We start from the raw sequence: 23,828 nt of genomic DNA on the forward strand, positions 1-23,828 counted from the left end.
GGATACATCTCATTAAACCCCCCTCAACCATGGAAAACAAAGAATATGATGTAGTCATTGTAGGCTCCGGTATCGCTGGCGCTATCGTGGCTAAAATGCTGACACAGGCCGGTAAACAGGTACTTTTGCTGGAAGCCGGACTGGAAGCAGGCATGGCCTTCGATGAAGAAGGCGCCTATAAGAACTACCAGGATTATCTGCAGTCCTATTTTATGGCGCAGGCCAAAGTACCCAACGCGCCCTACCCCGATGTGAAAGACGCGGAGTCGCCCAATGTGCTGGACATGACACAGATCAACGGCAAGCCCGACACCAACGGATATTTTGTGCAGAATGGCCCATTGCCTTTTGCCAGCGACTATGCCCGCGCCGCCGGCGGCACCACCCTGCACTGGCTGGGCACCTGCCTGCGTATGCTGCCCAATGATTTTAAAATGCGCAGCAAATACGGACAGGCCGTGGACTGGCCCATTGACTATGAATACCTGAAACCGTATTACGAAATGGCTGAACGGGAAATAGGCGTATCCTGCGATGTGAGCGAACAACGGTATCCCAACATGGGCAATAACTTCTTCGGTAAAGACTACGTGTTTCCCATGTACAAAATTCCCCAGAGCTACATCGATAAATCTTTTATCGAAGGTATGGAAGGCCTCAAAGTATCGCTCAACGGTGACGTATACACTCCCTGGTGCACCAGCACGCCACAAGGCAGAAATTCCACGCCCAACGAAAAATACCGTTATGCGAATACCGCATGGAATGCCACCAAACAAAAGCTGGAACTGCAGCCTTTCCCCAAAGAAAGCGATGTGTACGTGCCGGTAGGCGCTATCTGGGACCCTTACTCCGGCCAACGCTGTGAGGGCAACGCCAGCTGCGTACCTATCTGCCCCGTACAGGCAAAATACAATGCGCTGAAAACGCTGAAAAGCGCCAAAAAGCAACACCTGACGCTGATCAGCCAGGCGGTAGCCACCGAGATCCACATCGACACGAGCAATGGTAATATCACCGGCATATCCTACAAAAAATATCCACATGCCGACAGCAAGGACTATACGCCCGGTACGGCTAAAGGGAAAATATATGTGCTGGCTGCCAACGCCATTGAAAATGCCAAGATACTGCTGGCGTCAGGCGCCTGTAAAACCAGTCAACAGGTGGGATGCAATCTCATGGACCATACGGTGTTGCTCACCTGGGGGCTTATGAGGGACAAGGTGTTTCCCTTCAGAGGACCGGGTTCTACCACCAATATCCCCACCTTCCGCGATGGCGATTTCAGAAAAGACCATGCCGCCTGGATATCGCCGATCGACAACTGGGGCTGGGGCTGGCCCACCGGTTCACCGGACACGGACCTCGACCACGCCGTGTCTACGCTCAACCTGTTCGGCAAAGAGCTGCGCACTTACATTGGCGATACGCTCTCCCGGCAGCTGTTGCTGCATTTCGAATGTGAGCAACTGCCCGAGAAGTTTAACCGCGTTACCATCGATAACAACTACCGGGACAATATCGGGAACTACCGCCCGGTCATCGATTATAAAGTGACCGACTACTCACTAAAATCCTTTAAAGCCGCCAAAAGCGTGTCTGACCAGATATTTGCCGGCATGGGCGTACAGGATTTTACCAACTACCCTTCTGACGAACCGGACTATGTTACTTTCGATAAACAGGGGTATGTGTTCCGCGGCGCCGGTCACGTAGTAGGCACGCACTGTATGGGCACTACCAAACAGAATTCGGTGGTCAACAGCCAGCAGCAGGCCTGGGACCATCAGAACCTGTACCTGGTCGGCGCCGGTAATATGGCCACGCTGGGCACCTCCAACCCTACGCTCACGCTGGCGGCGTTGTCATTTGCGGCAGCGGAAAACATTTTAAAGGCACTCAAATAATCATTCATCTTAAATCCACCATCCATATGGAAGCCAATCCACTCATTTCCGACAACCGTCAACGGTTAATGCGAAGCGGGAAACCCTCAGAATTTGACAGTATCACTACGATAGAAGGACTGCGTGAGCATCTCCAGGTGGCGATCGAACTGGAACACTCCACCATACCGCCTTATTTGTATGCTTTGTACTCTATACGTGAACGCACCAACGACGCCTCTTCCCGGGTCATCAAAGGCGTGGTCATGGAAGAGATGCTGCATATGATACTGGCCTGCAATATCCTGAATGCCATCGGCGGAAAACCGGACATATCATCTCCGGACTTCATCCCGGAGTATCCAACCTGCCTGCCGCATAGCAACAAGGCGTTTGAGGTCAACCTGGAGAAGTTCTCCAGGCAGGCCGTTGAAACATTCCTGAAAATAGAAAAGCCCAGCGGGAAAGGTGCGCCGCCGCAGCCGAACAACTACGCGTCCATCGGGCAGTTTTATGAAGCCATTGTGGATGGCATAAAAAAACTCAGTGCCAAAGGGAACATCTTCACCGGGGAACGTTCCCGGCAGATCAGGCCCGAGCAGTTTTACGGCGGCGGAGGCGGACTCATAGAGGTGTACGACCTCGCTACCGCGGAAGAAGCCATCTCCGAAATCGTAGGACAGGGAGAAGGAATAGACGATACCATTGAAGACAGCAATCATCAGCTTTTCGGGGAAGAGGTGGAATACGCCCACTACTTCCGTTTCAATGAGATCCATGAAGGGCGGTATTATAAGCCTACTGACACGCCGAAAGGCGGCCCTACCGGGGAGAAGTTCCCGGTAGACTGGACACAGGTGCATCATCTCAAAGAGAACATCAAAATGAAAGATTTCAAGGAAGGTACCGAGGAGTGGAATATGATGTACCAGTTCAACAAGCGCTATTGTGATATGCTGAAGATGCTGCACCGCACCACCAACGGCGAGCGGGAAAAGCTGGAAGAAGCGGTACTGATGATGTATGAGCTTAAATATCTCGCACAGGGACTGATGAACGTGCCCATGGGCAACGGCTTATATGCGGGGCCCAGTTTTGAGTATGTAAAATGATGGTTCAGTAAGCGTAACATCCATAACCACAGCCGGATTTACCGGTTGCAGGGAACCGTAACAGGTTCCCTTTTTTTATCTTGCAGGCGTCAGGGCCTTTCCCTGTGCAAGGATATTCCAATTTATAGTATTACTTTGCCGGCCGGAATTTTTTTAGACCTATATGGAATACCAACCAGGATTACACCTGTTAGCGACATTGTATACCCAAAGGACCGATTTGTTATTGGAGAGTAGCCACTGGCGGGCATTTATCGATGCCCAGATCAAACACCACGGACTCACGGAAGTAGGTAGTACGGTACATGACTTCCCCACCGGAGGCTATACGGCGGTCCACTGCCTGACAGAATCCCACATCTCCGTACATACGTGGCCGGAGTATGGTTTGTGTACCTGTGACGTGTTCCTCTCCAATTTCAGAAAAAACAATGATGCTATCACCACGGCTATCATGGAGGCATTGCAGCTCTTTTTCGGGGCCACGCGCCAGGAATCCCATTGTATCAGAAGATAGAATCCTTATACATTCATGAGCGACCAGTTCCCTTCTTCCTTTAATTGTCCTACCTGCCAGCGACACCATCAGTTGTTTGACGTTGAAAAGACAGCGATGTACGTGTGCGGGAAGTGTCATGCCGTGATTGAAGCCGGCCCGCGCGGTCTTTTTACGGCTTATAAATTGCACAAACCCAAAGGGAAGCCGACATTACAGACATGGCAACGCGGCACGCTGAAAGGGCACGCCTATACGGTGATCGCCGTTGCAGAGCGGTACGAAGTGAATACGCCCTATAGCTGGTTTGAATATACCCTGCTGCGGGACAATGATCATCAACCCGCTTACTTGTCCAGCTACGATGGCCACTGGAATTTCCTGGAGCCCCTGCCGGCGAATGAGCTGCCGCAACCGGCCAGTAAAGGCGGCGCTACCGGTCTTACGGTGAAAGATCTTTTCTTTGAACGTTTCAGTGCTTATAAAGCTAACTACCGCTATGCTGAGGGAGAGTTTCACTGGCTCGACAATCTGAGCAAGTCGAAGCACTGCGAGGAGTTTATCCGGCCGCCGCAATTGCTGGCGGTAGAGAAAGAGGCCGACTATCAGCAGCAAAAGGATTATTACCTGGGCACCTATATGCCGCAGGAAGAAATCAGCAAAACATTCCTGAAGGGTGGGTTCCTGCCGGCGCCGGTAGGCGTGGCGCCTGCACAGCCTGCGCGTTTTAACCTTGACCCGCAGCGTTTCCTGAAAGGCACGCTGGCATTCTGTATCCTCGCCCTGATTATTCAGACGATCTATTCCTACAACAGCAAAAAGCTGCCGGTATTCGACGATAGGATCTATATGGATACCGCCAATGTCAGTAAACCGGTTATCTCGCCGTCCTTTAAACTGGAGGGAAAGACTTCCAACCTGGAGGTGCAGCTGGAAACAGATGTGGATAACAGCTGGTGCGAAGTGGAAGTTAACCTCGTCAACGAACAAACCGGGAAAGAAACGGCTTTTGTGGTGGGCGCTGAATTCTATAGCGGCTTTTCAGAGGGGGAGTCCTGGAGCGAGGGCTCCCGGATGCAGAAAGAATTTGTGTGCAGCGTTCCCGAAGGCAACTATCATTTTGTGACCACGTTCAGCAAGGCCGACGACCGCCGGCCGGTGAACATCGGGCTTACCGCCTGGTGGGACGTGCCTTCCTGGTGGAATGCCGTGTTGTTGTCTGTGCTGATGACGATCATCGCTGTTATTGTATGGGCCATCCACCGGTCATTTGAAGCCCGCCGATGGGCCGGCAGTAATCTTTAAAATCGCCGCTAATGAACGCTATTATCAATACTATAAAAGGACTGTGGCAGACAGACAGGCTGCTGATCTGCGTGTTTACCTTATTCCTGGCAGCGCTGCTGCTGAGTAACCACTACGGTTACCGTATCTGCAACTGTACCAGCACCGACAAATGGGAGCCCGGCGGAAGCCGCAACAGCCGGTCACATGGCGGTATTAATCGTTTTCATCATAAATAACATCCTTTTATGGAAGTATTGCAGTTTAAGTACATCCTCGCCTCTATTGTGTATTCTTTGCTGGGCGTAATTATTTTGATCGTGGCCTTCTGGCTGGTAGACCGGATCACGCCGGAGAATACCTGGAAAGAAATTGTGCAGAACAAAAATGTTGCGCTGGCGATCGTGGTAGGGGCCTTTATCATTGCGATGGGGCTTATTATCAGTTCAGCGATTCACGGTTAAATCATCAGGAGCGAGTGGAGGTATTATTACTTTTTTCAGTATTTGTCATCGCTACCTGCGGCCTGATCTACGAGCTGGTAGCCGGGACGCTGGCGAGTTACCTGCTGGGGGATTCCGTGACGCAGTTTTCCACCATTATCGGTGTATACCTGTTTGCGATGGGGATAGGCGCGTGGTTATCGCGCTTTTTTAAGAAGGAATTGTTAAGCTGGTTTATTCAGCTGGAGATACTGGTAGGCTTTGTGGGCGGCATCAGTTCCGCGGCATTGTTCCTGTTGTTCGAACATGCGTTGTCTTTCCGGCTGGTGCTTTACCTGCTGGTAGGACTGACAGGTACGCTGGTAGGATTGGAACTGCCGTTGCTGATGAATATCCTGAAGAACCGGTACGAGTTCCGCGACCTGGTATCGAGGGTGTTTACCTTCGATTATATCGGGGCGTTGCTGGCGTCGATTGTGTTTCCCTTGCTCCTGGTGCCTCACCTGGGCCTTATCCGCACGTCCTGCTTCTTTGGCATTCTCAATGTGCTGGTGGCGCTGATCGTGCTGGTAAAATTCCGGCAGGAGATCAAATGGGCGGCATACTTAAAGATAAAGGCAGTAGCGGTGATCGTTTGTCTGGCGGGTATCTTCTTCCAGGCGGACGCTATTATGAGTTTTGCGGAAGGCATGGCTTTCCGTGATCCGGTCATCTTTGCGCATACGTCGTCTTATCAGCGTATTGTATTGACCAGCGGGAAATCGGACCTGCGGTTGTATCTGAATGGCAACCTGCAGTTCAGTTCGTCCGACGAATACCGTTACCACGAAGCGTTGGTGCATCCGGTGATGATGTACAGCGGCCACCGTGAGCGGGTGCTGGTCCTCGGCGGCGGCGATGGCATGGCCGCCCGGGAGCTGTTGAAATACCCCGATGTGGAGCATATCACGCTGGTAGACCTGGATCCCGCCATGACGCGGCTTTTTAAAGGCAATACGTTGCTGACGAAGCTCAATGCGCATTCCCTGCAGTCGCCTAAACTGTCTGTCGTCAATGCAGACGCTTTCCAGTGGATCAAAGAGAACAAAGATCCTTACGATGTGGTGATCATCGATTTTCCCGATCCTGGTAACTATGCCGTAGGGAAATTATATACCACCGCTTTTTACCGCCATCTGCGGCGTTCACTGAACGAAAACAGCGTGGTGGTGGTACAGTCTACCTCTCCTTATGTGGCTCCCCGCGCTTTCTGGTGTGTGGACACCACCCTGCGGGCTTGCGGCTATCAGACGATACCCTATCATACATATGTGCCGTCTTTCGGAGAGTGGGGATATGTGATGGCTTCGCCTGGCGCACTGCATCAGCAACAGGACCATGTGCCGGAAGGGCTGCGTTATTTCGCTGCGGGCGTATTCCCTCAGATGCGGCTGTTTACAGCGGATATGGATAAAAGGGACGTACGTCCCAATCAATTGAATAACCAGGTATTGGTGCAATATTTTGAAGATGAATGGGGAAGATACCAGGAGTAAACCACTGAGCAGAAAAGATTTTCTGCGGTATATGGCGCTGGTCGCGGGGGGAACGGTGACCCTCGGCCAGTACCTGGCGTGTGCCGGTAAAACAGACAGGTACGCCCATATCACGGGTAAAATAAACGGTGCGTCTGCCGCGGTGGGACACCGTTTGCGGGAGGGCGGTTTCCCTGAACCTGTCGTTGTTGGCCATACGAATACAGTGATTGCCGGCAGCGGTGTGGCCGGACTCACAGCTGCACGTAAACTGCGGCAGCACAATATTCCATTCAAAGTACTGGAACTGGAACCCCGGGTGGGCGGCAATGCCGGCTGGGGAGAGAACAACTATTCCCCTTATCCGCTCGGTGCGCATTATCTCCCGCTGCCCAACCTGGATAACAAACCCCTGCTGGCATTACTGGAAGAAGCAGGTATCCTCACCGGCTATGATCCTGCCGGGGTGCCGGTGTATAATGAAACGGACCTTTGTTTCGATCCGGAAGAGCGGTTGTTTATTCACAACCGGTGGCAGGAAGGGTTGGTACCACAGCTGGGCATTTCCGGCGCTACGGCCGCAGAAATCCGGCGTTTTCTCGCCGAGATGGAGCATTTGCGCTGGGCGAAAGGCGTTGATCAGCGGTTTGCTTTCGATATCCCTGTCGCCTTCAGCTCCACGGACCCGCAATTCACCGCGCTCGATCAGCTCACCATGAAAGCCTGGATGCAGCAGCGGGGGTATGTCTCCGAAGAGTTGACCTGGTATATCGACTATTGTTGCCGGGACGATTATGGCGCTGCTGCCGATGTTGTCAGCGCCTGGGCCGGCATTCACTATTTTGCCGGCCGTAAAGGCCGGGCGGCAAACGCGGAATCGTCGCAGGTGCTGACCTGGCCTCAAGGCAATGGGCGGCTGATCCAACATCTGCTGCAGTTCAGTGAAGACGCGTTGTTGTCCAACAGCCTGGTGTACCGGGTAACACCTGTCGGTGACAAGGTACACGTGGATTATTTTGATGTAAAAGAACACCGGACCAAACGTATTATCGCAGACCATTGTATCCTGGCCATTCCCCGGTTCGTTGCGCATCGTTTGCTGCCGGACATGGCGCCTGCCAGCGGTTTCGTATATTCTCCCTGGTTAGTGGCCAATGTTACGCTGGATGAAGTGCCATCGTCCAGTGGTTATCCGCTTAGCTGGGATAACGTGGTGTATAAGGGACGTTCGCTGGGGTATGTCAATGCGCAGCAACAGACGTTGTCTGCAGTGGCTCCCCAAAAGCGGGTCATCACCTGGTATCTGCCACTGGACCACCTGGAGCCGGTTGCTTCCCGGCAATATGCGCTTGCTCTGGACCATGCCCACTGGGTGAAACTGATCACGGATGAACTGGAGGTGGCGCACAGAGGCATCCACCGGTTGATCCGCCAGATAGACATACAGGTATGGGGACATGGCATGATAAGGCCTTATCCGGGTTTTATCAGTGGCCATGCGCTGAAAGAAACGCTTCAAAGTTCCTGCCCGAACATATTTACCGCACATGCTGACCTCAGCGGGGTTTCTATTTTTGAAGAAGCTTTTTATCATGGCAATAAGGCTGCGGAAGCTGTGCTGGCGCGTTGCTGAACAATAAAAAGCCCCGGAAAGCAGGTTGCTTCCCGGGGCGTCATAGGTGTACAGATAAATACTTAGTTCCAACCGCCGCCGAGCGCCTGATAAATATTCACCATCGCATTCAGCTGTTGTTTTTTGGTTTCGATGAGTTCAAATTTTGACTCGAGTGCATCGCGTTGTGTCATCAGCACCTCCATGTAGTCGGCCCGTGCAGATTTGAACAGGTCGTTGGAGATATTGATAGACTGTGTGAGTGCGGCTACCTGCCTGGATTTCAGGTCGTAGCTTTTCTCCAGGTTGTTAATTTTTGCCAGCTGGTTAGCTACTTCCACGTACGCGTTTAAGATAGTGCGCTCGTAGTTGTAGACCGCCTGTAACTGTTTGGCATTGGCACTGTAGTAAGTGGCTTTTATCGCGTTCCTGTTGACCAGTGGAGCTACCAGTTCCCCGGCCACGGAGTACAGCATGGATTCCGGTGTCCGCAGCAGGTACCCCGGATTGAAGGCGTTGTACCCGAAAGCGGCAGAGATGCCCAGTGATGGATAGAACTGTGCTTTGGCGACTTTGATATCCAGCTGTGCCGCTGCCAGCGCCAGTTCTGCCTGTTTGATATCAGGACGGTTGGCCAGCAGTTGAGAGGGCAGCCCGGCATGGATAGCCGCAGGTACCAGTTCATCGAAATGCTGTCCATCTCTTGGGATAGGCTGCGGATACCTTGCCAGCAGGAAGTTGATCCTGTTTTCCGTTTCGGTGATTTTCTGCCGGATGTCGTATTGCAGGCTTTGGGTTTTCAGTACTTCCGCTTCAAATTTACGTACGGCCAGTTCCGTTACCCGGGTAGCTTCTTTCTCCAGCTTTACGATATCGAGGGCGTTCTGCTGTATCTCCATGTTCTTTGTCACGATCTCCAGCTGGTTGTCCAGCGCCAGCAGTTCATAGTAGGAGTTCGCTACTTCCGCCACGAGGTTGGTGATGACGAAGTTCCGTCCTTCCACGGTAGAGAGGTAGCGGGCTACGGCTGCTTTTTTGGCGTTGTGCAGTTTATGCCAGATATCTACTTCCCAGTTGGCGTATACCCCTAACAGGTAGTCGGGCAGCGGGTCGGGCATTTCTTTCCCCGGTTTGATTTCCGTATTTTCTTCCAGTGCGCCGATATTGGTATAGCGGCCTACCTTGTCCAGCCCTGCGCCGGCCCTCAGTCCTACAGAAGGCAGGTATTCCCCTTTTTTAGCCCTCACTTCGTTGCGGGCGATGGCTATCTCCTGTAAGGTGATATTCAGTTCCTGGTTGTTCTTCAGCGCTGTGTCGATCAGGGCGGCCAGATGCGGGTCTGTAAAATATTCCTTCCACTTTATCTGTGCCGTGTTGACGCTGTCCTGCGAGTTATTGTAACTGGCGGGTGTTTCTTTGCTGGCTGTCTTTCCCGTCAGCTCCGGCACTTTACAGGCCGCATAGGTGAGGGAAAGACAGATGATTCCTATATATGATTTTTTTCCTGGCATGATGATCAGTTTCTTGAGTTAAAGCTGTCTTCTTCCATGATGATGATTTTGCGTTCGGTCAGCGGTTTCTCATCTTCATCTTTGATCAGCTTGCGTTTGGCGGCGATGGAGCCGAATATGTAATACAGTCCCGGGATGAGGATGACGCCGAAGATGGTGCCTATCAGCATACCGCCGAGTGAGGAGGCGCCGATGGTACGGTTGCCGATTGCGCCCGGACCGGTAGCGAAGATCAGCGGGATCAGGCCGGCGATAAACGCGAGGGAGGTCATGAGGATCGGGCGGAAACGGGTTTTGGCGCCTTCGATGGCGGCATCGAATACGGGTACGCCTGAACGGTGTTTCTGCGCGGCGAATTCCACGATCAGTACGGCGTTTTTACCGAGGAGGCCCACCAGCATGATCAGGCCCACCTGTGCGTAGATATCGTTGGACAGGCCCATGAGTTTGATCAGCATAAAGGAGCCGAACACGCCGGCCGGCAGGGAGAGCACTACCGCCAGCGGCAGTACGAAGCTTTCATACTGTGCCGCGAGGATCAGGTATACGAAGAAAAGTACGATCAGGAAGATGTACAGGGCTTCGTTGCCGCGGCCTGCTTCGTCTTTGGACAGGCCTTCCCAGTCGATGCCATAACCATGTGGTAGTGTTTTGGCGGCCACTTCCTGGATGATTTTGATGGCTTCGCCGCTGCTGTAGCCTGCTGCGGGCTCTCCGCGGATAGCGGAAGAGTTGTACATATTGTACCGGGTGATTTCATTGAGGCCGTGTGTTTTTTTGATGCTCATGAAAGCGGAGTAGGGCACCATTTCATCGCGGTTGTTTTTTACGTAGAGCTTCATCAGGTCGTCCGGCAGCCTGCGGTATTCGGGCGCGGCCTGTACATATACTTTCAGGAAGTTGCCGAAGCGGATGAAGCCCAGTTCGTAGGTACTGCCGATGAGGATGGAGAGGTTGTCCATGGCTTTACCGATGGAGACGCCTTTTTGCATGGCCGCCTGGTTGTCTATCTGCAGTTCGTATTGCGGATAGTTGGCGCTGTAGAAGGTGAACAGGCCGGTCAGCTCTTTGCGTTGTTTCAGTGCGGCCATAAATTCATCGTTGACTTTCTCCATCTCTTTATAATCATCGCTGTTGGTTTTATCCAGCAGGCGGAGGGAGAAGCCACCGGCGGCGCCATAGCCTGGTACGGCGGGGGGGCCGAAGAATTCGATGGTGGCGCCGGGTATCTCTTTACATTTTTCTTCCAGTTCGGCGATGATCTGGTTGACGGAATGTTTCCTTTCAGACCAGCCTTTGAGGTTGATCAGGCAGGTGCCGGCGTTGGAGCCGCGGCCTTCCGTGAGCACTTCATAACCTGCCAGTGCGGAAACGGACTGTATGCCTTCCACGTGTTCGGCGATCTCCTGTACTTTTTTGGCGAGGTCGTTGGTGCGTTCCAGTGTGGAGCCGGGGGGCGTCTGGATGATGGCGTAGATCATGCCCTGGTCTTCGCTGGGGATGAATCCGGAGGGCAGTACCTGGCTTACGCCGAAGATGCCGGCGCCGAAGGCCAGCAGAATGCCGAAGGTGATCACCCTGCGGTTGACGATTTTTTCCATCAGGCGGGTGTAGCGGCCGGTGAGTTTTTCAAAGCCGTTATTGAACGCGTCGAGGAAAAATTGTATGGGTGTTTTCTTCTTAGGCTGGCCGTGGTTGTTTTTCAGCAGGATGGCGCAGAGCACGGGCGTGAGCGTGAGGGCTACTACGCCGGAGAGTACGATGGACGTCGCCATGGTGATGGCGAACTGCCGGTAGAAGATGCCTACGGGGCCGGGCATGAACGACACCGGGATAAATACCGCCGCCATTACAAAGGTGATGGCCACGATGGCGCCGCTGATCTCATGCAGTACTTTTTTGGTGGCTGCATAAGGGGAGAGGTGTTCTTCTTCCATTTTAGCGTGCACCGCTTCTATCACCACAATGGCGTTGTCTACCACGATACCGATGGCCAGTACCAGGGCAAACAGGGTGATGAGGTTGATGGTGAGGCCGAAGACCTGCATAAAGAAGAAGGCGCCCACCAGCGATACGGGTACCGCGAGGGTGGGGATGAGCGTAGAGCGCCAGTCGCCCAGGAAGAGGAATACCACTACCGCCACCAGCACGAAGGCTTCGCCGAGGGTGTGGATCACTTTTTCGATGGACGCGTCAAGGAAGGTGGATACGTCGTAGCTGATTTCGTAGTCCATGCCGGGCGGGAAATCGGCTTTCATTTCCTGCAGTTTGGCTTTTACTTCCTTGATAACGTCGCTGGCGTTGCTGCCGTAGGTTTGTTTCAGTACAATGGCCGAAGACGGGTGGTTGTTCAGATTGGAATAGATATCATAGAATTCGCTGCCCAGTTCTACGTCTGCGATGTCTTTGAGGCGCAGGATCTCACCGTTGGCGTTGGCGCGGATGATGACATCTTTATATTGTTCGGGCTGATTATACCGTCCCTGGTAGGTGAGCACATATTCGAGGGCTTCAGAGCGTTTGCCGTCGCTGCGACCGAGGCGGCCGGGGGAGCCGATGATGCTCTGGCTGCCAAGGGCCTCCATCACTTCGTCGGTGGATACGTTGTAGGCGCGCATCCTGTCGGGTTTCAACCAGATACGCATAGCATACTGGCGGCTGCCGAGGATCTGGGCGCTACCGATACCTTTTACCCTGCTCAGTTCGCGGAGGATGTTTACGTTGGAGTAGTTATACAGGAAATTCTCGTCCGCTTTGGGGTCTTTACTGTATACGTTCACATACATCAGCATGTTGGGCTGTAGGATGTTTACCACGATACCTTCGCGTTGTACCAGTTCAGGGAGACGGTTGGTCACCTGTTCGATACGGTTTTTTACGTTGACCACGGCCTGATTGGGATCGGTGCCCAGGTCAAAGACCACTTGTATATTGGCTTCACCGGCGCTGGTGGCGTCGGAGGTCATGTACTTCATGCCTGGTACGCCGTTGACCGACTTTTCCAGCGGGATGAGCACGGATTTTACCAGCACGTCTGCGCTGGCCCCCGGGTAGGCTACGCTCACGATCACCCTTGGCGGCGCAATGGAGGGGAACTGTGAGGTAGGGAGGGTATTGATGGCCAGTACGCCCATGAAGATAATGACAAGGGATATCACTATCGCAAAGACGGGCCGTTTCATGAATATATTAAACATGTCTCTTTTTTCTTTAGGTGGATGTTTACGTTATTCCGTTGGTAACTTCAGGTGGGAAATCACCTTTGCCGGTTCTTCATAGTCAAAGGTGATTTTGTCTTTGTCTTTCACCTTCCGTAAACCTTCCAGCAGTATTCTGTCGTTTTCGGCCAGTCCTTCCTGTACGACATACAGGTCGGGCATTTCAGCGCCGATGGTGATGGCTTTGAGTGTCACCACGTTGTCTTTGCCGACAACGAAGACATATTTTTTATCCATGATCTCCATGGTAGCCTTCTGGGGGATGATAAGGGCGTTTTTCAGGGGCACGTCCATGAGGATGCTGCCGGTTTCCCCGTGTCTCAGCAGTTTGTCGGGATTGGGGAAATTTGCCCTGAAGGCGATGTTACCGGTTTCGTTGTTAAACTCTCCTTCGATGGTTTCCACTACGCCGGGGTATTTGAACACCTGTTTGTTGGCCATCAGCAGGTTTACTTTTACTTCGCCTTTTGATTTTAAGCTGGCCTGGTAGTCGAGGTATTCCGGTTCGGACACGTTAAAATACACCCACATGTGGCTGTTGTCTGAGAGGGTGGTGAGCAGGTCTCCTTCGCCTACGAGGCTGCCCAGCTTCAGGTGCAGGCGGTCAACGATGCCGTCGAAAGGCGCCCTGATGTCGGTGAAGCCGAGGTGTACTTTGGCGAGGGCCAGTTCCGCGTTGGCTTTTTGTAGTTTGGCGTTGGCGAGGGCCAGTTCATTTTTGGATACTACGTTTTTGTTGGCGAGACTTTGGGTATTTTGTACTTCGATCGCTGCGGCCTGAGCTTCGGCTTCCGATTTTGCCAGTTCCGCCTCGTAGAGTTTGGGCATGATCTTAAACAGCAGCTGGCCGGATTTTACGGCCTGGCCTTCATCTACGTTGATGCCTTGCAGGTAGCCTTTTTCCTGGGCCCTTAATTCGATATTGCGGATGGAGCGTATCTGGCAGACATATTCCCGGGTAATGGTGGTGTCCATTTTCAGCGGACTGGTCACCAGGAATTTGGTAGCTTCTTCTTTTTCTTCTCCTTTGGACGATTTACAGCTTGTATGGCACAACAAGGCATACAAGCCCATGAGCATGACGATTCTTTTCATATAATTATGATGCTTGGATTCAGGTCGGTTTGAACACATGACAGTCCCGATCGCACAGCGGGTGAGCTATGCAGACAACAGGGCAGCAGTTTTAATCAGTATATAACAGAGAGATCAGGCGATAGTCGTTCGCCTGTAAGCGCAGGAAATCAAATCCTGATGACGCGGTTCACAATAAATTTATCAGCGGCCGTACAGTAAAAGTGAGGGAAATTGGGTCGGCGGTTGCTGAAGAGGATGGGAAAAACAGATCCGGGCTGGAGGGCATAAAAAGAGGTAATACGGCAGATGCCGGTCTCCAGCAGTTTCCTGAAGGATTCCGAATCGCAGTCCTCTTCGATTTCCGTTGCTTTCATCCTGTCACTTATGCTGTCTTTTCCGTGGGGAAGGGAGCAAACGAGGGCGTCGTAGTTTTGCATGGCAGCCAACGTCGAGCATACCGTGTTGTCGGTAGTCTGCCGGCCTGGCTGGTCCAAACGTAGTTCGTCCGCATATGCATAGCTTCCCAGTAAAAGAAGGCATAATGAGAGGAGATATCCTATAAATAGTCTCGTCATCAGAAGCCAAATTTAATATCAAAACAATTAAGTAGGTATAGTTTAAAATTAAATTTGCTTTAAAATCGATGGAAGGACGATCAATAACCAGTGACAGGAGTTACAAAAAAATGTATAACTTAGCGCTGTAGCCCATCTTCCCCATATATAAAGTTTACGACCATATGAAAAAACCGTTCATTGCCGTCTTCCTGTTGATCAGTCTCGCAGGTTGTAAGCCTAAAAAAGCCATCCAACTGAGAGAGGCCCTCGAACAGAAAAATAGAACAGCATTTAACATCGTGGCAGGTGAAGGCGGCGCCGAAGGGCAGAAGTTGCAGTGCCTGATAAAAGGCGATTACCAGGGAGCGCTTGCTGCGCTGGATAAGGAGGAAAAAGATTTTGACCGGCTGATAGACAGCATTAAATCCTTACCAGTTACCGGTATTAAGCAAGGTGAACCGTTAAAAGCTGCGGCAGTGGACTACTATACCGCAGTGAAAGCGCTGCAGCTCTTCGATCGCAATGAGATAACCCAACGGGAAATCGCACGACGCATGAAAGGCGATTCAGCCATGAATGCCCATAAAAAGATCTATGAACTGAGTGTACAGAAACAAGCCATGTATAAAAAAGTATATGAAAAGGATTCGGTGCTGCAACAGGCCAGGGAAAAATTTAATGCGGAGCATGGGATATAGCCCTGGTAGTTTACCTCGTTGACAAAGGATACTGGTAACGGTGTGGCGCGTCAGAAATGGATCAAATCGATGGTGTATACCGGCGATGTGAGCCATGGTAAGGGGAAAGGTGGGAATTGAAGAGGAGTGGGATAGCTGCAATTTGAAATTTCGTTTTTCTGTAATAGTACCTTTTTTCTTCTTTTGCGTTTACTTATTGAGCCTATATATTGTTGAGATAATAACTAGTTGTAGCCTACAAAGGAAAATTAATGATAAAAGAATTTGAATTAGTAGTTGATTATGGTGGAAACCATGATGATATATTCGATCGTTATACCAGTGAGATCGAACAATCGAGACAGCTTGGAAAGTCGGCTTTGGGGTTGCACGAGATCATGAATAAGGTTCATCTTATTAAGATGTTATTGCAACATTTATCCAAAATGATAGATCCTGAGAATGAAAGTGAATCGATGGCTGGTGATATTGTTATCAAAAAGACCTTGGGATTATTAAAAAAATGGATTGTCTTATTTTTAAATAGGAGCAAAAACCGTAGTATTGTTCATCTTTTTAACTATGAGCTGGACGATATAATTGGATATATAGGTGCAGAAAATATTCATAGCAGGTCCATTGCTGCCATCGAAAAAGATTTTTCTTCTATTTTTCTGATACAGAAAATTGATTTTGAAACTATTGTGGATGATTTAGATAATGACAGACTGTCCCGGATGTCGAACGGTATTCCTGACCTGAGCAGACAACTGGTTGATAAACTCGTAGCTGGGCTTCAGCCAACATTGTTTTCTCCCTCTTTGATGGCTGTCAGAACACTAAGGCAATCCCACCCATCAATGTCCGTCCAGATCGCCAATACTGCGCTTAGGCATGAAAGTACGAACGAAGGATGTATGCCCGATGGAGAAGATATTGAGTACGTGTGGTTTATTCGTATTTGGATCGATACAAAAGATGCCGGCGTTGCCAATAAATTCATGAATTTAATTTCTTCTACGCTTTGTTATATTCCAAATGTTAAAATGGATATCGTGAGTGCCGGAGTTGGGAGTTTTTTCCAAAATTGTATTCTAAAAATGAAAGGTTTTTTTGCGAAAGAGAAAACGAAAGAAATTTTTACCAAAGCGCAAAAAGCGGCGCAAGGTTATGCTCTTGACAGACATGTTGAACCTTATGAAAAGATGAAAGCAGAACGACAGAAAACAGAGAAAGAGACAAAACGTATGATGTCGGAAGAGCAGACGAGGGAATATAATGAGTTGTTGCTGGAGGCAAAAAGAGAAGAAGTTAAAGCCATGAAGCTGGCTAATAAAAAGCAGGAAATGGAGATGGATGATATGTTGGTTGAGAGATTGGCAAGAGGGTTGGTTCAAATGGATCCTGACTTCCGTGTAGTAGCAAACGATCGGTTGATGATACAACAGGAGAATGGCCACCTTACAACAGGAGATGTCCGGGAAATTGATATAAGAGCGGAACGGCGTCAGATTGATGAATCGCAGGATGCTCCCCGTGATACTTGAATAAATCACTATGTTAACTTAACACTGTGGGCATTTATTTAGAAATGCCTTGCTGCGTGTTGTTTTTAGATAAAAATCTATTATATGATAGAGGAAAAAGGAAAAAGTGGGTTATCTATCCGCTTACTTTAAAGAATTTAAGGACCATGAGGCGGCAGAAAGGACTTTACGAGACGCTAAAGGGTCAAGAATTGCGACTTGGGTTTCTGTGGGGGCGACAATAGTGGCAACTGTCGTTGCGCTCATGCATTAATCTAGAGTTTTGTTTTAATGAATATGCTTTTATCGCGTGGGTATGTCCGTCATACAATTGCAAGATGTTAACATGGAATTATTGCAATACGAATTTACGACAGCGCCTAAGGGATCATACTTAGGTAATATAGGAGAGCTGATAAAAAAAATACGATATTATCGCACGAATGTGCCAATAGAAGAGTTTAAGGCGGCATTACCCAGTCTTAAGCTATTAGAACAACGGCTACAAGAATTTGATGATTCCATTGGGCTTATGAAAAGATATTATGTAGATGAAATAATGGAAGAATTACAGCAGGAAGCGGAGGTTGAAGGAAAGCTGATGGTGGATATTGAGCGGTTTTCTAAAATAATCATCAATACTATTTTTCGCGAGGAGTTTGTCATAAAGGAGTTCGCTTTCGATTTTCGAATTAAAGAAGCTGTGAAATGGTTGGAGTTCTATGGATATAAAAGCGAGCAAATAATTGATGAAAGATTAAATGTTGTGAAAGATATTTTTCGATCTGCGTGTTCGATGCATAATATAATTTTTATTGATAGCACCCTGACTTAAGGCAAAATGCATCCAGATACACTTCTTTCCTTGTTTTCCCTTTCTAGAGATGGGGCCGATATGTTCTATTGAGCTCGTTCACGATTTACCATCGCTTTAAAGCCCCTTCGCCAAATACCCATTCAGGCGTATACAGTTTACCACTATAGTCCGCATCATACCAGGGAGTAGTAGCAGCCGGATTTTTCAGGATATGTATATTCTGTGCCGGCATATAGCTCTGGGCGAGCAGGAATATCTTTTTACCCGAACGGTTTTGCGCCACGTCCATCACAATAACGGCATGACCAGGCGATCCTCCCTGGATGAATACATCCCCTGGTTGTATGTTTTTCGTGGTTTGTACCTGCTTCAGTTCACCGCTAAGGGAAACAGTGCCGGCGTAGGCGAATACTGTTTCCAGGTATTTTTCAAACAATGCCCTTCCCTGCGCCGGCGCTGCTGCGCGTTTGCGTAACAGCTTTCCCTTTTGTAACAGAAAGCGGTCTCCCTTCAACCAGCCGCTGTAGTCCATTCGTGTACCGTCTGTGGCCTTGAAAGCAATGGCTTCAGCCCGGCCGCTGCTATAGAAGTATTCGGCCCGCAGGCGAATGACGGCGTCGGCACACTGTTGCAGGTCTTTTTCACCTACAGGTATATTGAGTACAGCGTATTGTGCCTGCTGATTTTTTTTGAGGGCGCCGTTATAGAGATATACTATCTTATCAGATTTTAATGTGCAGCTCCGCAGCCATTCTCCGAAAGAGTGCCGTTCCTGTGCGACCCGTGAATACCCCGCGGGTAATGGGATGTCAACCACTTTCTGCTGCCCGTAGAGGGCAGTTGCTGCTACGGTCGTCAGCAATATTAAAAGAAATGATTTCATGCAGGCGCTTTCCTGGAAGATGCAGGTTCCGCAAAATTCCATAAGATTGGAGATCACTCAATACAGATCCGGTTTCATCACTCCTTTTTCCTGGTAAATTTTCTTATTCATCTCATAGTGCATCTCCGTCATGTTATTGAGGTAGTCCTTCAGCGAAGATAAAGAATATTCCTTCCGGATTTTATCCACATTTGCTGAGTCGATCAGGCCGATTTTCGGAAAAGCCCTGCCGGTGGTATTTGCCAGATAACTTACCTGTGTACCGAATCGTTGTTTTTTCCCGGCGTTGACCTGCACCCGGTCATACAAATAGGCATAGTTGTCAGGATTAGCATTCTGCTTTTTCACTTCTTTCTCCATGGCTTTCAGTACTTTGGTCTGGAATTCGGGGAATTTATCGCTGTGCTGCACCAGTAACCAGAAGTGATTAGAGCCGTCTTTACCTACCATGTCTATGCCTGGGAACCCGTATTGCCTGAAGATAACGGCAATTCTTTTTTGATGTGTCGTATACACGCTGTCTTTAAAGCGGTCCCATTGCTCCTGGGTATATGTTTTGTACTTCCCCTGGCGAACGAAAGCCGCGATCTGGTCCGTTTTTACCATTTCCGCCAGTTCGTTTTTCAGCGCGGTTTTTTTGTTGTCCGTTAGTCTGGTGGCACAGCTGGTCAACAGGAAAGCGAATAATGTCAGAAAGGTTACTTTTATCATGTTGGGTGGATGTTAGGGGAAGATACAGGAATTTATGCCTGTTTTCTCCTAACATCCTGTTAATTAATGATAGGTGCCTATTTCGCAAAGGACGCCAGCAATGCGGCGGTTTCTTTTGGCATGGTGATCATCGCATCGTGACCGGTTACCAGTTCATGATATTGCCATTGCCGGTTGTTTTTGACGCTTTGGGCGAAGTGTGCGAACGCGGGGTTAATCTCTGCGGTGCAGGCAATGAAGATCAGCGGCACCTGATTACCTACCGGATGATGTAGTGTCAATGGCTGGGTAAATGTGCGGTAAGGCTGTCCCGTCAGTCTTGGACGTACCCAGCGGGCATTTGCGGAGTCTTTAACGCCGTAGACGGATACCGGCCATGCCGGGATGGATAACCCGCCATCTTTCGCTGCGGATTCGTTGACCACCTTTGTGACAGAAGGGGCGTTGATAGCAGATAATACGCTCTGCCCGTTTTGTGCCAGTATCGCATCCAGGAACACCAGTTTGCGCAGCCTGCCTGCGATCCGGTCAGCCACCCCTTCGATAACCGGGCCGGCGTAACTGTGGCCTACCAGTATCACGTTATGCAGGTCCTCCATTTCTATCAGATTAACGATATCCTCGATATGTGTTTCAAGGTTGATAGCGGGACTCAACATATTTTTGTGTGCTCCAAGGCCGCTGAGCGTCGGCGTGTATACAATGGCGCCGTTTCCGCGCAGGATAGTGCTCACCTGCTGCCAGCACCATCCGCCATGCCAGGCGCCATGTACCAGCACATACACCGGTGGTTGGTCGTTAGGGGATTGTGCATAACTATCATTGAATAACAGCAGGGACAATAATGCCCATGCAAAAGCCTGTCTGATTTTTTTGTAATTCATTTTAAAATTATTTTTGCAAACTTATCTACGCCTCCAAAGGTGGCCAATAGATCACCCGAAAGTGAGTCGTTAAACCAGTTATATGTCCAGTAAGATTAAAGCGAGTTCATCCAATGCTCATAACCTTCGGTTGTTAGCCGACGCCCATGATGTAAATGATATTTTGAGGATGATCAGCGCCCGGTGGAAAATGGAGATACTCTGTAATATATCCCTGGGAGTGAATCAGTTCAGCCGCTTAAAAGAAAAATTTCCTTCTTTATCGGATCAGATATTGGGTAAACGATTGTCGGAGATGGTGAGTGAAGGGTTAGTGCAGAAGGAATCTGTCGCTGAAACGGTACCGCTGCAGACCCTGTATAAGCATACCGATAAAGCGAAAGCACTGATTGAAATATTACGGCAGCTGCATTTGTGGGGAAACAAAAATTGGGAGTAGTGTTGAGGAATGTTAAGGAGAAGTACCTGACTTCCCCCTAACATCGCTTTGTTTATAGCATCACCTCTATCTCATAATCTTCCATCAGGCCATAATCATAAAGATCATACGCATTGCCGGAAGGTTGTGTTTTAACATTATACCATTTGCCAGGGTCTACCAAACCGGGAACGGGCTTGTTGTAAAATGGTCCCAACAGATTCTTCAGACTGCCAATCACAGTCACCTCTACTTTATTATTCCCCTTTTTTACCCACTGTCCGATGTCCAGCCGGTTAGGTTCGGCAGTGATAATACCCGCAAACACACCATTCACTTTTACGGCGGCTACGGTGCCCTGCCACTTGCCCAGAACTACGGCGTAGGAAGCAGCAGCATGGTTAGCTGTAAACGTTTTCGTATAGGCGATACCCTGACTGTACAACGGTAACCCCTGCCGACGCCAGGAGCCCATCTGCAGCGGTTGCGGCGCTACAATATTCCAGCCCTTCGCCGCTGCTTCGAGGTTAAAATCGCCGAGGATAAACACCGGCTCAATTTCGGCATACACGCTCATAGGCGCCACGGTCAACGCCAGTTCATTATCGCCGGGCTTTAAATGAGCGCCGATCTGGTACACGCCAAAGGAACGGTCGAGCCACCATTTACCAGGTTCATTTTTAACGGTTACGCCGTTGATCTTTACGCTGCGCCAGAGGCCCGGCTGCTCTGTCACTGCTTTGAAGTTACGCCCGTCAACACCGTCTTTCAGGTTGAAATGATACACTGCCGTATAGCCGGTGCCGGTAGAGAAAGTATCCCGTTTTACAATGGCATCTTTAAACTGCGTGCGATTATTCCATGGATTGCCTACACCGTCGGTAAATCCGTGATGTTTGAAAGCGGCATTGGAAGCCTGCCCGACATGCAGCTGCTGATAGACGGTATCCGGCTGATGTAAATGGAGATCACAGAAGTCAATCGTCAGTGTGTTGTCTGCCGGCCGGGATACCATAGTGCCGGACGCATTGACAGTATCCCATTGGCCGGCCTGCGGTGCCAACCGGTAACCGGTTTGTTGTTTATCTGCTACGAACAACATCAGGCTGCCGGCAGGCGGCACGTTCACCTCAAACTGCACTTCCCCGTTTTGTTGCAGGCAGCGATAACGGGCAATCTTCCCGGAATGCATATCCATCTCCAGTACATCACGCCCCTTCATATGTATACTCCCGGAGGATGCATGGGTCATACTGGCGTTGGTCAGCAACAATAATTCACCATTGGCCAGTTGTCGCCGCTGATGATAGAGATTGCCGCCGGTACTATCGCTGCCGGTTATACGGAAACCGGTATTTTGGAAAAGCGCTGTATTTATCGACTGTACCTTATCCGACGGAAGCATGGATGCCAGCGCCTTGTTCTCCGCACCGTCAACCAACCGCAACTGCTCAAAACAAACAACTTTTCCGCCTGCGGCCATATAATCTTTCAGCAGCCGGAAAGTAGCGCCGTTAATGTTTTCCATGCCAGGCGGTATCACCACTGTTTTGTACGCCCGCTCCCCTATGATAAAACGATCGCCTTTTACCCGGCCATTATCTTTGATGATGTTTTCAGACCCCAGATCATATTCCAACTGCGCCCTTTGCATCGCGGTGACAAAATCATTAAAGCTTTTGGTGATATCGAAGAAACGTTTGTGCTCTCCGTCCCGGGCGTAGTACATCCATGCAGAGGTGGTGGGTTCAATGATGAGGATATCGTTATACTGCTGTCCCTGGGTCAACAGATAGGAGAGCCGCGAGAAGTAATGATTCATGTGACGGTAATACGGCCACCACGGCTCATGATAGGAGAAGCTGGGCGGGTAATCGTATTTACGTGCACCCGTTAGCGTCATAAACGACAAATGCTGGTTCATGAAGTTGACGCCCAATACAAACTGCCAGTCGGCCAACCGTTTCATGTCCTTAAAAGTGAGTTCCCAGCCGGCGCCGCCGTAGGTTTCTGACAGTGTACGGGTTTTGCCCAGCTGATTCGCTACACTGCTCAGTTCTTTTACCGCACGGATATTGCCAAACTGTACCGGTTTGTCTTCATTAAACTGGTTGAACAACATATCGATGCCCGGCATCTGATGCCAGGCATACATCGCCATATTGTCCGGACCATGATAGGGACTGGGCCAGCCATGCTCCCAATAATGGCCGGTCCACACCAGCTGATGTTTCTGCATGTAGTCCGCTACAGGTTTGGACCAGCGGTCCACAAACAGCTGCAGCAGCATCTCATAATAGTTGTGGCGGACCCGCTTCCAGTCGCCCGTTTCTTTGAAAAGAGAAGGCAGGTGCAGCCGGAGATCATATCCCCAGCTTTTATAAAAACGGTCGAACAGGTCAGGCGTCCAGCGGACACAGTTGCGTCCTTCGTTGATAATCGTTGGTTCATCGGAGAATACCCCTTTGATGGCCTTGCCGAATTCTTTGCCGATCGCTTTCTCATAACCTTTGTAGGTCACGTCAATGAACTTTTCGGTAACGCCCCTGGCCATCAGGTCTACGTAGGATACACCGATAGGACCAGCTACAGAGCCACGGTTGGAGCGTTGGTAGTTTACCTTTTTAAAAAGCTGATATTGCCCGGTTTTGCCGGCTTCAGCCTGCAGCTGTCCTGTGATATCTTTGTTACCACCTTGTTCTTTTTTCAGGACCAGAAAGTAGGGCGACAGATCCGCGGGCAACTGGTCTTTTTCCTCCATATACAACATCTGCCCCTGGTTATACGCTTCGGGCATTTGCTCTCCCACCAAACCACCGCCAAAACCGGTAGGGTAGGAGTTTTCATCGTATATCCAGATGTTCAGCCCCAGTTTTTTCCCTTGTTGCACGGAATAGGTAAACAAATCGAACCATTCCCTGGACAGGTACTCTGTGATTAATCCCGGCCGCGGATGAATGATAACACCACCGAAGTCATTCTTGCGGTAGTCGTTCAGCATGGAGTCGATAACAGGTTTGGTGACTTTGGTGTTCCATACCCAGAAGGGCACTGTTCCATAATCCACCTCGGGGTTTTTAAATCCGGCGGCCATGTCTTCGAACCGTTGCAACTTTTGTTGCGCGTGTATATCGGAAGATACCAATACAGCCGCGATGCTCAGGGCACGGTATAAGAATTGGCGAATGCTTTTTTGCAT

General features: G+C 50.0%; 20 protein-coding genes. 12 read left to right on the forward strand and 8 right to left on the reverse strand.

Features of this window, described 5'->3' with window-relative positions; all coding sequences use genetic code 11:
- Positions 1–29 precede the first annotated feature (29 nt).
- From B5D63_RS27825 to B5D63_RS27860, 8 genes are all read left to right on the forward strand, one after another.
- Positions 30–1,910, forward strand: a complete 1,881-nt coding sequence (locus B5D63_RS27825; protein ID WP_078672135.1) for a GMC family oxidoreductase — start codon at positions 30–32, stop codon at positions 1,908–1,910.
- A gap of 26 nt (positions 1,911–1,936) precedes the next feature.
- Positions 1,937–3,001: a ferritin-like domain-containing protein gene (locus B5D63_RS27830; RefSeq protein WP_078672136.1), complete on the forward strand. Its 1,065-nt coding sequence runs from the start codon at positions 1,937–1,939 to the stop codon at positions 2,999–3,001.
- 163 nt (positions 3,002–3,164) lie between these two features.
- Positions 3,165–3,518 (forward strand): S-adenosylmethionine decarboxylase family protein, encoded by a 354-nt coding sequence (locus B5D63_RS27835; RefSeq protein WP_078672137.1) that lies wholly within the window; start codon positions 3,165–3,167, stop codon positions 3,516–3,518.
- A gap of 15 nt (positions 3,519–3,533) precedes the next feature.
- Positions 3,534–4,802, forward strand: coding sequence for a TFIIB-type zinc ribbon-containing protein (locus B5D63_RS27840; RefSeq protein ID WP_078672138.1), 1,269 nt, complete (start codon positions 3,534–3,536; stop codon positions 4,800–4,802).
- An 11-nt stretch (positions 4,803–4,813) separates the two neighbouring features.
- A complete protein-coding gene (locus tag B5D63_RS27845; protein WP_078672139.1) occupies positions 4,814–5,020 on the forward strand; it encodes a hypothetical protein in 207 nt (68 codons plus the stop codon).
- Between the two features lie 9 nt (positions 5,021–5,029).
- Positions 5,030–5,245 carry a DUF350 domain-containing protein gene (locus tag B5D63_RS27850; protein ID WP_078672140.1) on the forward strand — a complete coding sequence of 72 codons (216 nt, stop codon included), beginning with the start codon at positions 5,030–5,032 and terminating at the stop codon, positions 5,243–5,245.
- A 14-nt stretch (positions 5,246–5,259) separates the two neighbouring features.
- Positions 5,260–6,759 (forward strand): polyamine aminopropyltransferase, encoded by a 1,500-nt coding sequence (locus B5D63_RS27855; RefSeq protein WP_235021639.1) that lies wholly within the window; start codon positions 5,260–5,262, stop codon positions 6,757–6,759.
- Positions 6,734–8,371 (forward strand): FAD-dependent oxidoreductase, encoded by a 1,638-nt coding sequence (locus B5D63_RS27860; RefSeq protein ID WP_078672142.1) that lies wholly within the window; start codon positions 6,734–6,736, stop codon positions 8,369–8,371. The genes B5D63_RS27855 and B5D63_RS27860 overlap by 26 nt, the downstream gene beginning before the upstream one ends.
- A 62-nt stretch (positions 8,372–8,433) precedes the next feature.
- Here the strand turns inward: B5D63_RS27860 and B5D63_RS27865 are convergent, their stop codons facing one another.
- From B5D63_RS27865 to B5D63_RS34800, 4 genes are all read right to left on the reverse strand, one after another.
- Complete coding sequence (locus B5D63_RS27865; protein ID WP_078672143.1) at positions 8,434–9,861, reverse strand: TolC family protein; 1,428 nt, start codon at positions 9,859–9,861, stop codon at positions 8,434–8,436.
- A gap of 5 nt (positions 9,862–9,866) precedes the next feature.
- On the reverse strand, positions 9,867–13,058 hold the full coding sequence (locus B5D63_RS27870) for an efflux RND transporter permease subunit (RefSeq protein ID WP_078672144.1): 3,192 nt from the start codon (positions 13,056–13,058) through the stop codon (positions 9,867–9,869).
- Between the two features lie 30 nt (positions 13,059–13,088).
- Positions 13,089–14,174, reverse strand: coding sequence for an efflux RND transporter periplasmic adaptor subunit (locus B5D63_RS27875; protein WP_078672145.1), 1,086 nt, complete (start codon positions 14,172–14,174; stop codon positions 13,089–13,091).
- Positions 14,175–14,323: 149 nt separating this feature from the next.
- Positions 14,324–14,731 (reverse strand): hypothetical protein, encoded by a 408-nt coding sequence (locus B5D63_RS34800; protein WP_143313131.1) that lies wholly within the window; start codon positions 14,729–14,731, stop codon positions 14,324–14,326.
- 164 nt (positions 14,732–14,895) lie between these two features.
- Here B5D63_RS34800 and B5D63_RS27885 point away from each other — a divergent pair, with 164 nt between their 5' ends.
- The 3 genes from B5D63_RS27885 (at position 14,896) to B5D63_RS27895 (ending at position 17,751) form a co-directional block, all read left to right on the forward strand.
- Positions 14,896–15,411: a hypothetical protein gene (locus B5D63_RS27885; RefSeq protein ID WP_078672147.1), complete on the forward strand. Its 516-nt coding sequence runs from the start codon at positions 14,896–14,898 to the stop codon at positions 15,409–15,411.
- 251 nt (positions 15,412–15,662) lie between these two features.
- The gene (locus B5D63_RS27890) at positions 15,663–16,937 is read left to right on the forward strand and encodes a hypothetical protein (RefSeq protein WP_078672148.1); all 1,275 of its coding nucleotides are present in this window, start codon (positions 15,663–15,665) and stop codon (positions 16,935–16,937) included.
- Between the two features lie 325 nt (positions 16,938–17,262).
- Positions 17,263–17,751, forward strand: a complete 489-nt coding sequence (locus B5D63_RS27895) for a hypothetical protein (RefSeq protein WP_143313132.1) — start codon at positions 17,263–17,265, stop codon at positions 17,749–17,751.
- A gap of 85 nt (positions 17,752–17,836) precedes the next feature.
- Here the strand turns inward: B5D63_RS27895 and B5D63_RS27900 are convergent, their stop codons facing one another.
- The 3 genes from B5D63_RS27900 to B5D63_RS27910 all read right to left on the reverse strand — a co-directional run bounded on the left by B5D63_RS27900 (position 17,837) and on the right by B5D63_RS27910 (position 20,211).
- Entirely contained in the window at positions 17,837–18,616 is a 780-nt protein-coding gene (locus B5D63_RS27900; protein WP_078672367.1) for a DUF4846 domain-containing protein, read from the reverse strand.
- A gap of 57 nt (positions 18,617–18,673) precedes the next feature.
- The gene (locus tag B5D63_RS27905; protein ID WP_078672150.1) at positions 18,674–19,327 is read right to left on the reverse strand and encodes a DUF6624 domain-containing protein; all 654 of its coding nucleotides are present in this window, start codon (positions 19,325–19,327) and stop codon (positions 18,674–18,676) included.
- Between the two features lie 77 nt (positions 19,328–19,404).
- Positions 19,405–20,211, reverse strand: coding sequence for an alpha/beta fold hydrolase (locus B5D63_RS27910; protein WP_078672151.1), 807 nt, complete (start codon positions 20,209–20,211; stop codon positions 19,405–19,407).
- Positions 20,212–20,293: 82 nt separating this feature from the next.
- Here B5D63_RS27910 and B5D63_RS27915 point away from each other — a divergent pair, with 82 nt between their 5' ends.
- A complete protein-coding gene (locus tag B5D63_RS27915) occupies positions 20,294–20,650 on the forward strand; it encodes a winged helix-turn-helix transcriptional regulator (RefSeq protein ID WP_078672152.1) in 357 nt (118 codons plus the stop codon).
- Between the two features lie 52 nt (positions 20,651–20,702).
- Here B5D63_RS27915 and B5D63_RS27920 read toward each other — a convergent pair whose 3' ends face one another.
- Positions 20,703–23,828, reverse strand: coding sequence for a glycosyl hydrolase (locus B5D63_RS27920; protein WP_078672153.1), 3,126 nt, complete (start codon positions 23,826–23,828; stop codon positions 20,703–20,705).

Source organism: Chitinophaga eiseniae (assembly GCF_900167135.1).
Lineage (GTDB): Bacteria > Bacteroidota > Bacteroidia > Chitinophagales > Chitinophagaceae > Chitinophaga > Chitinophaga eiseniae.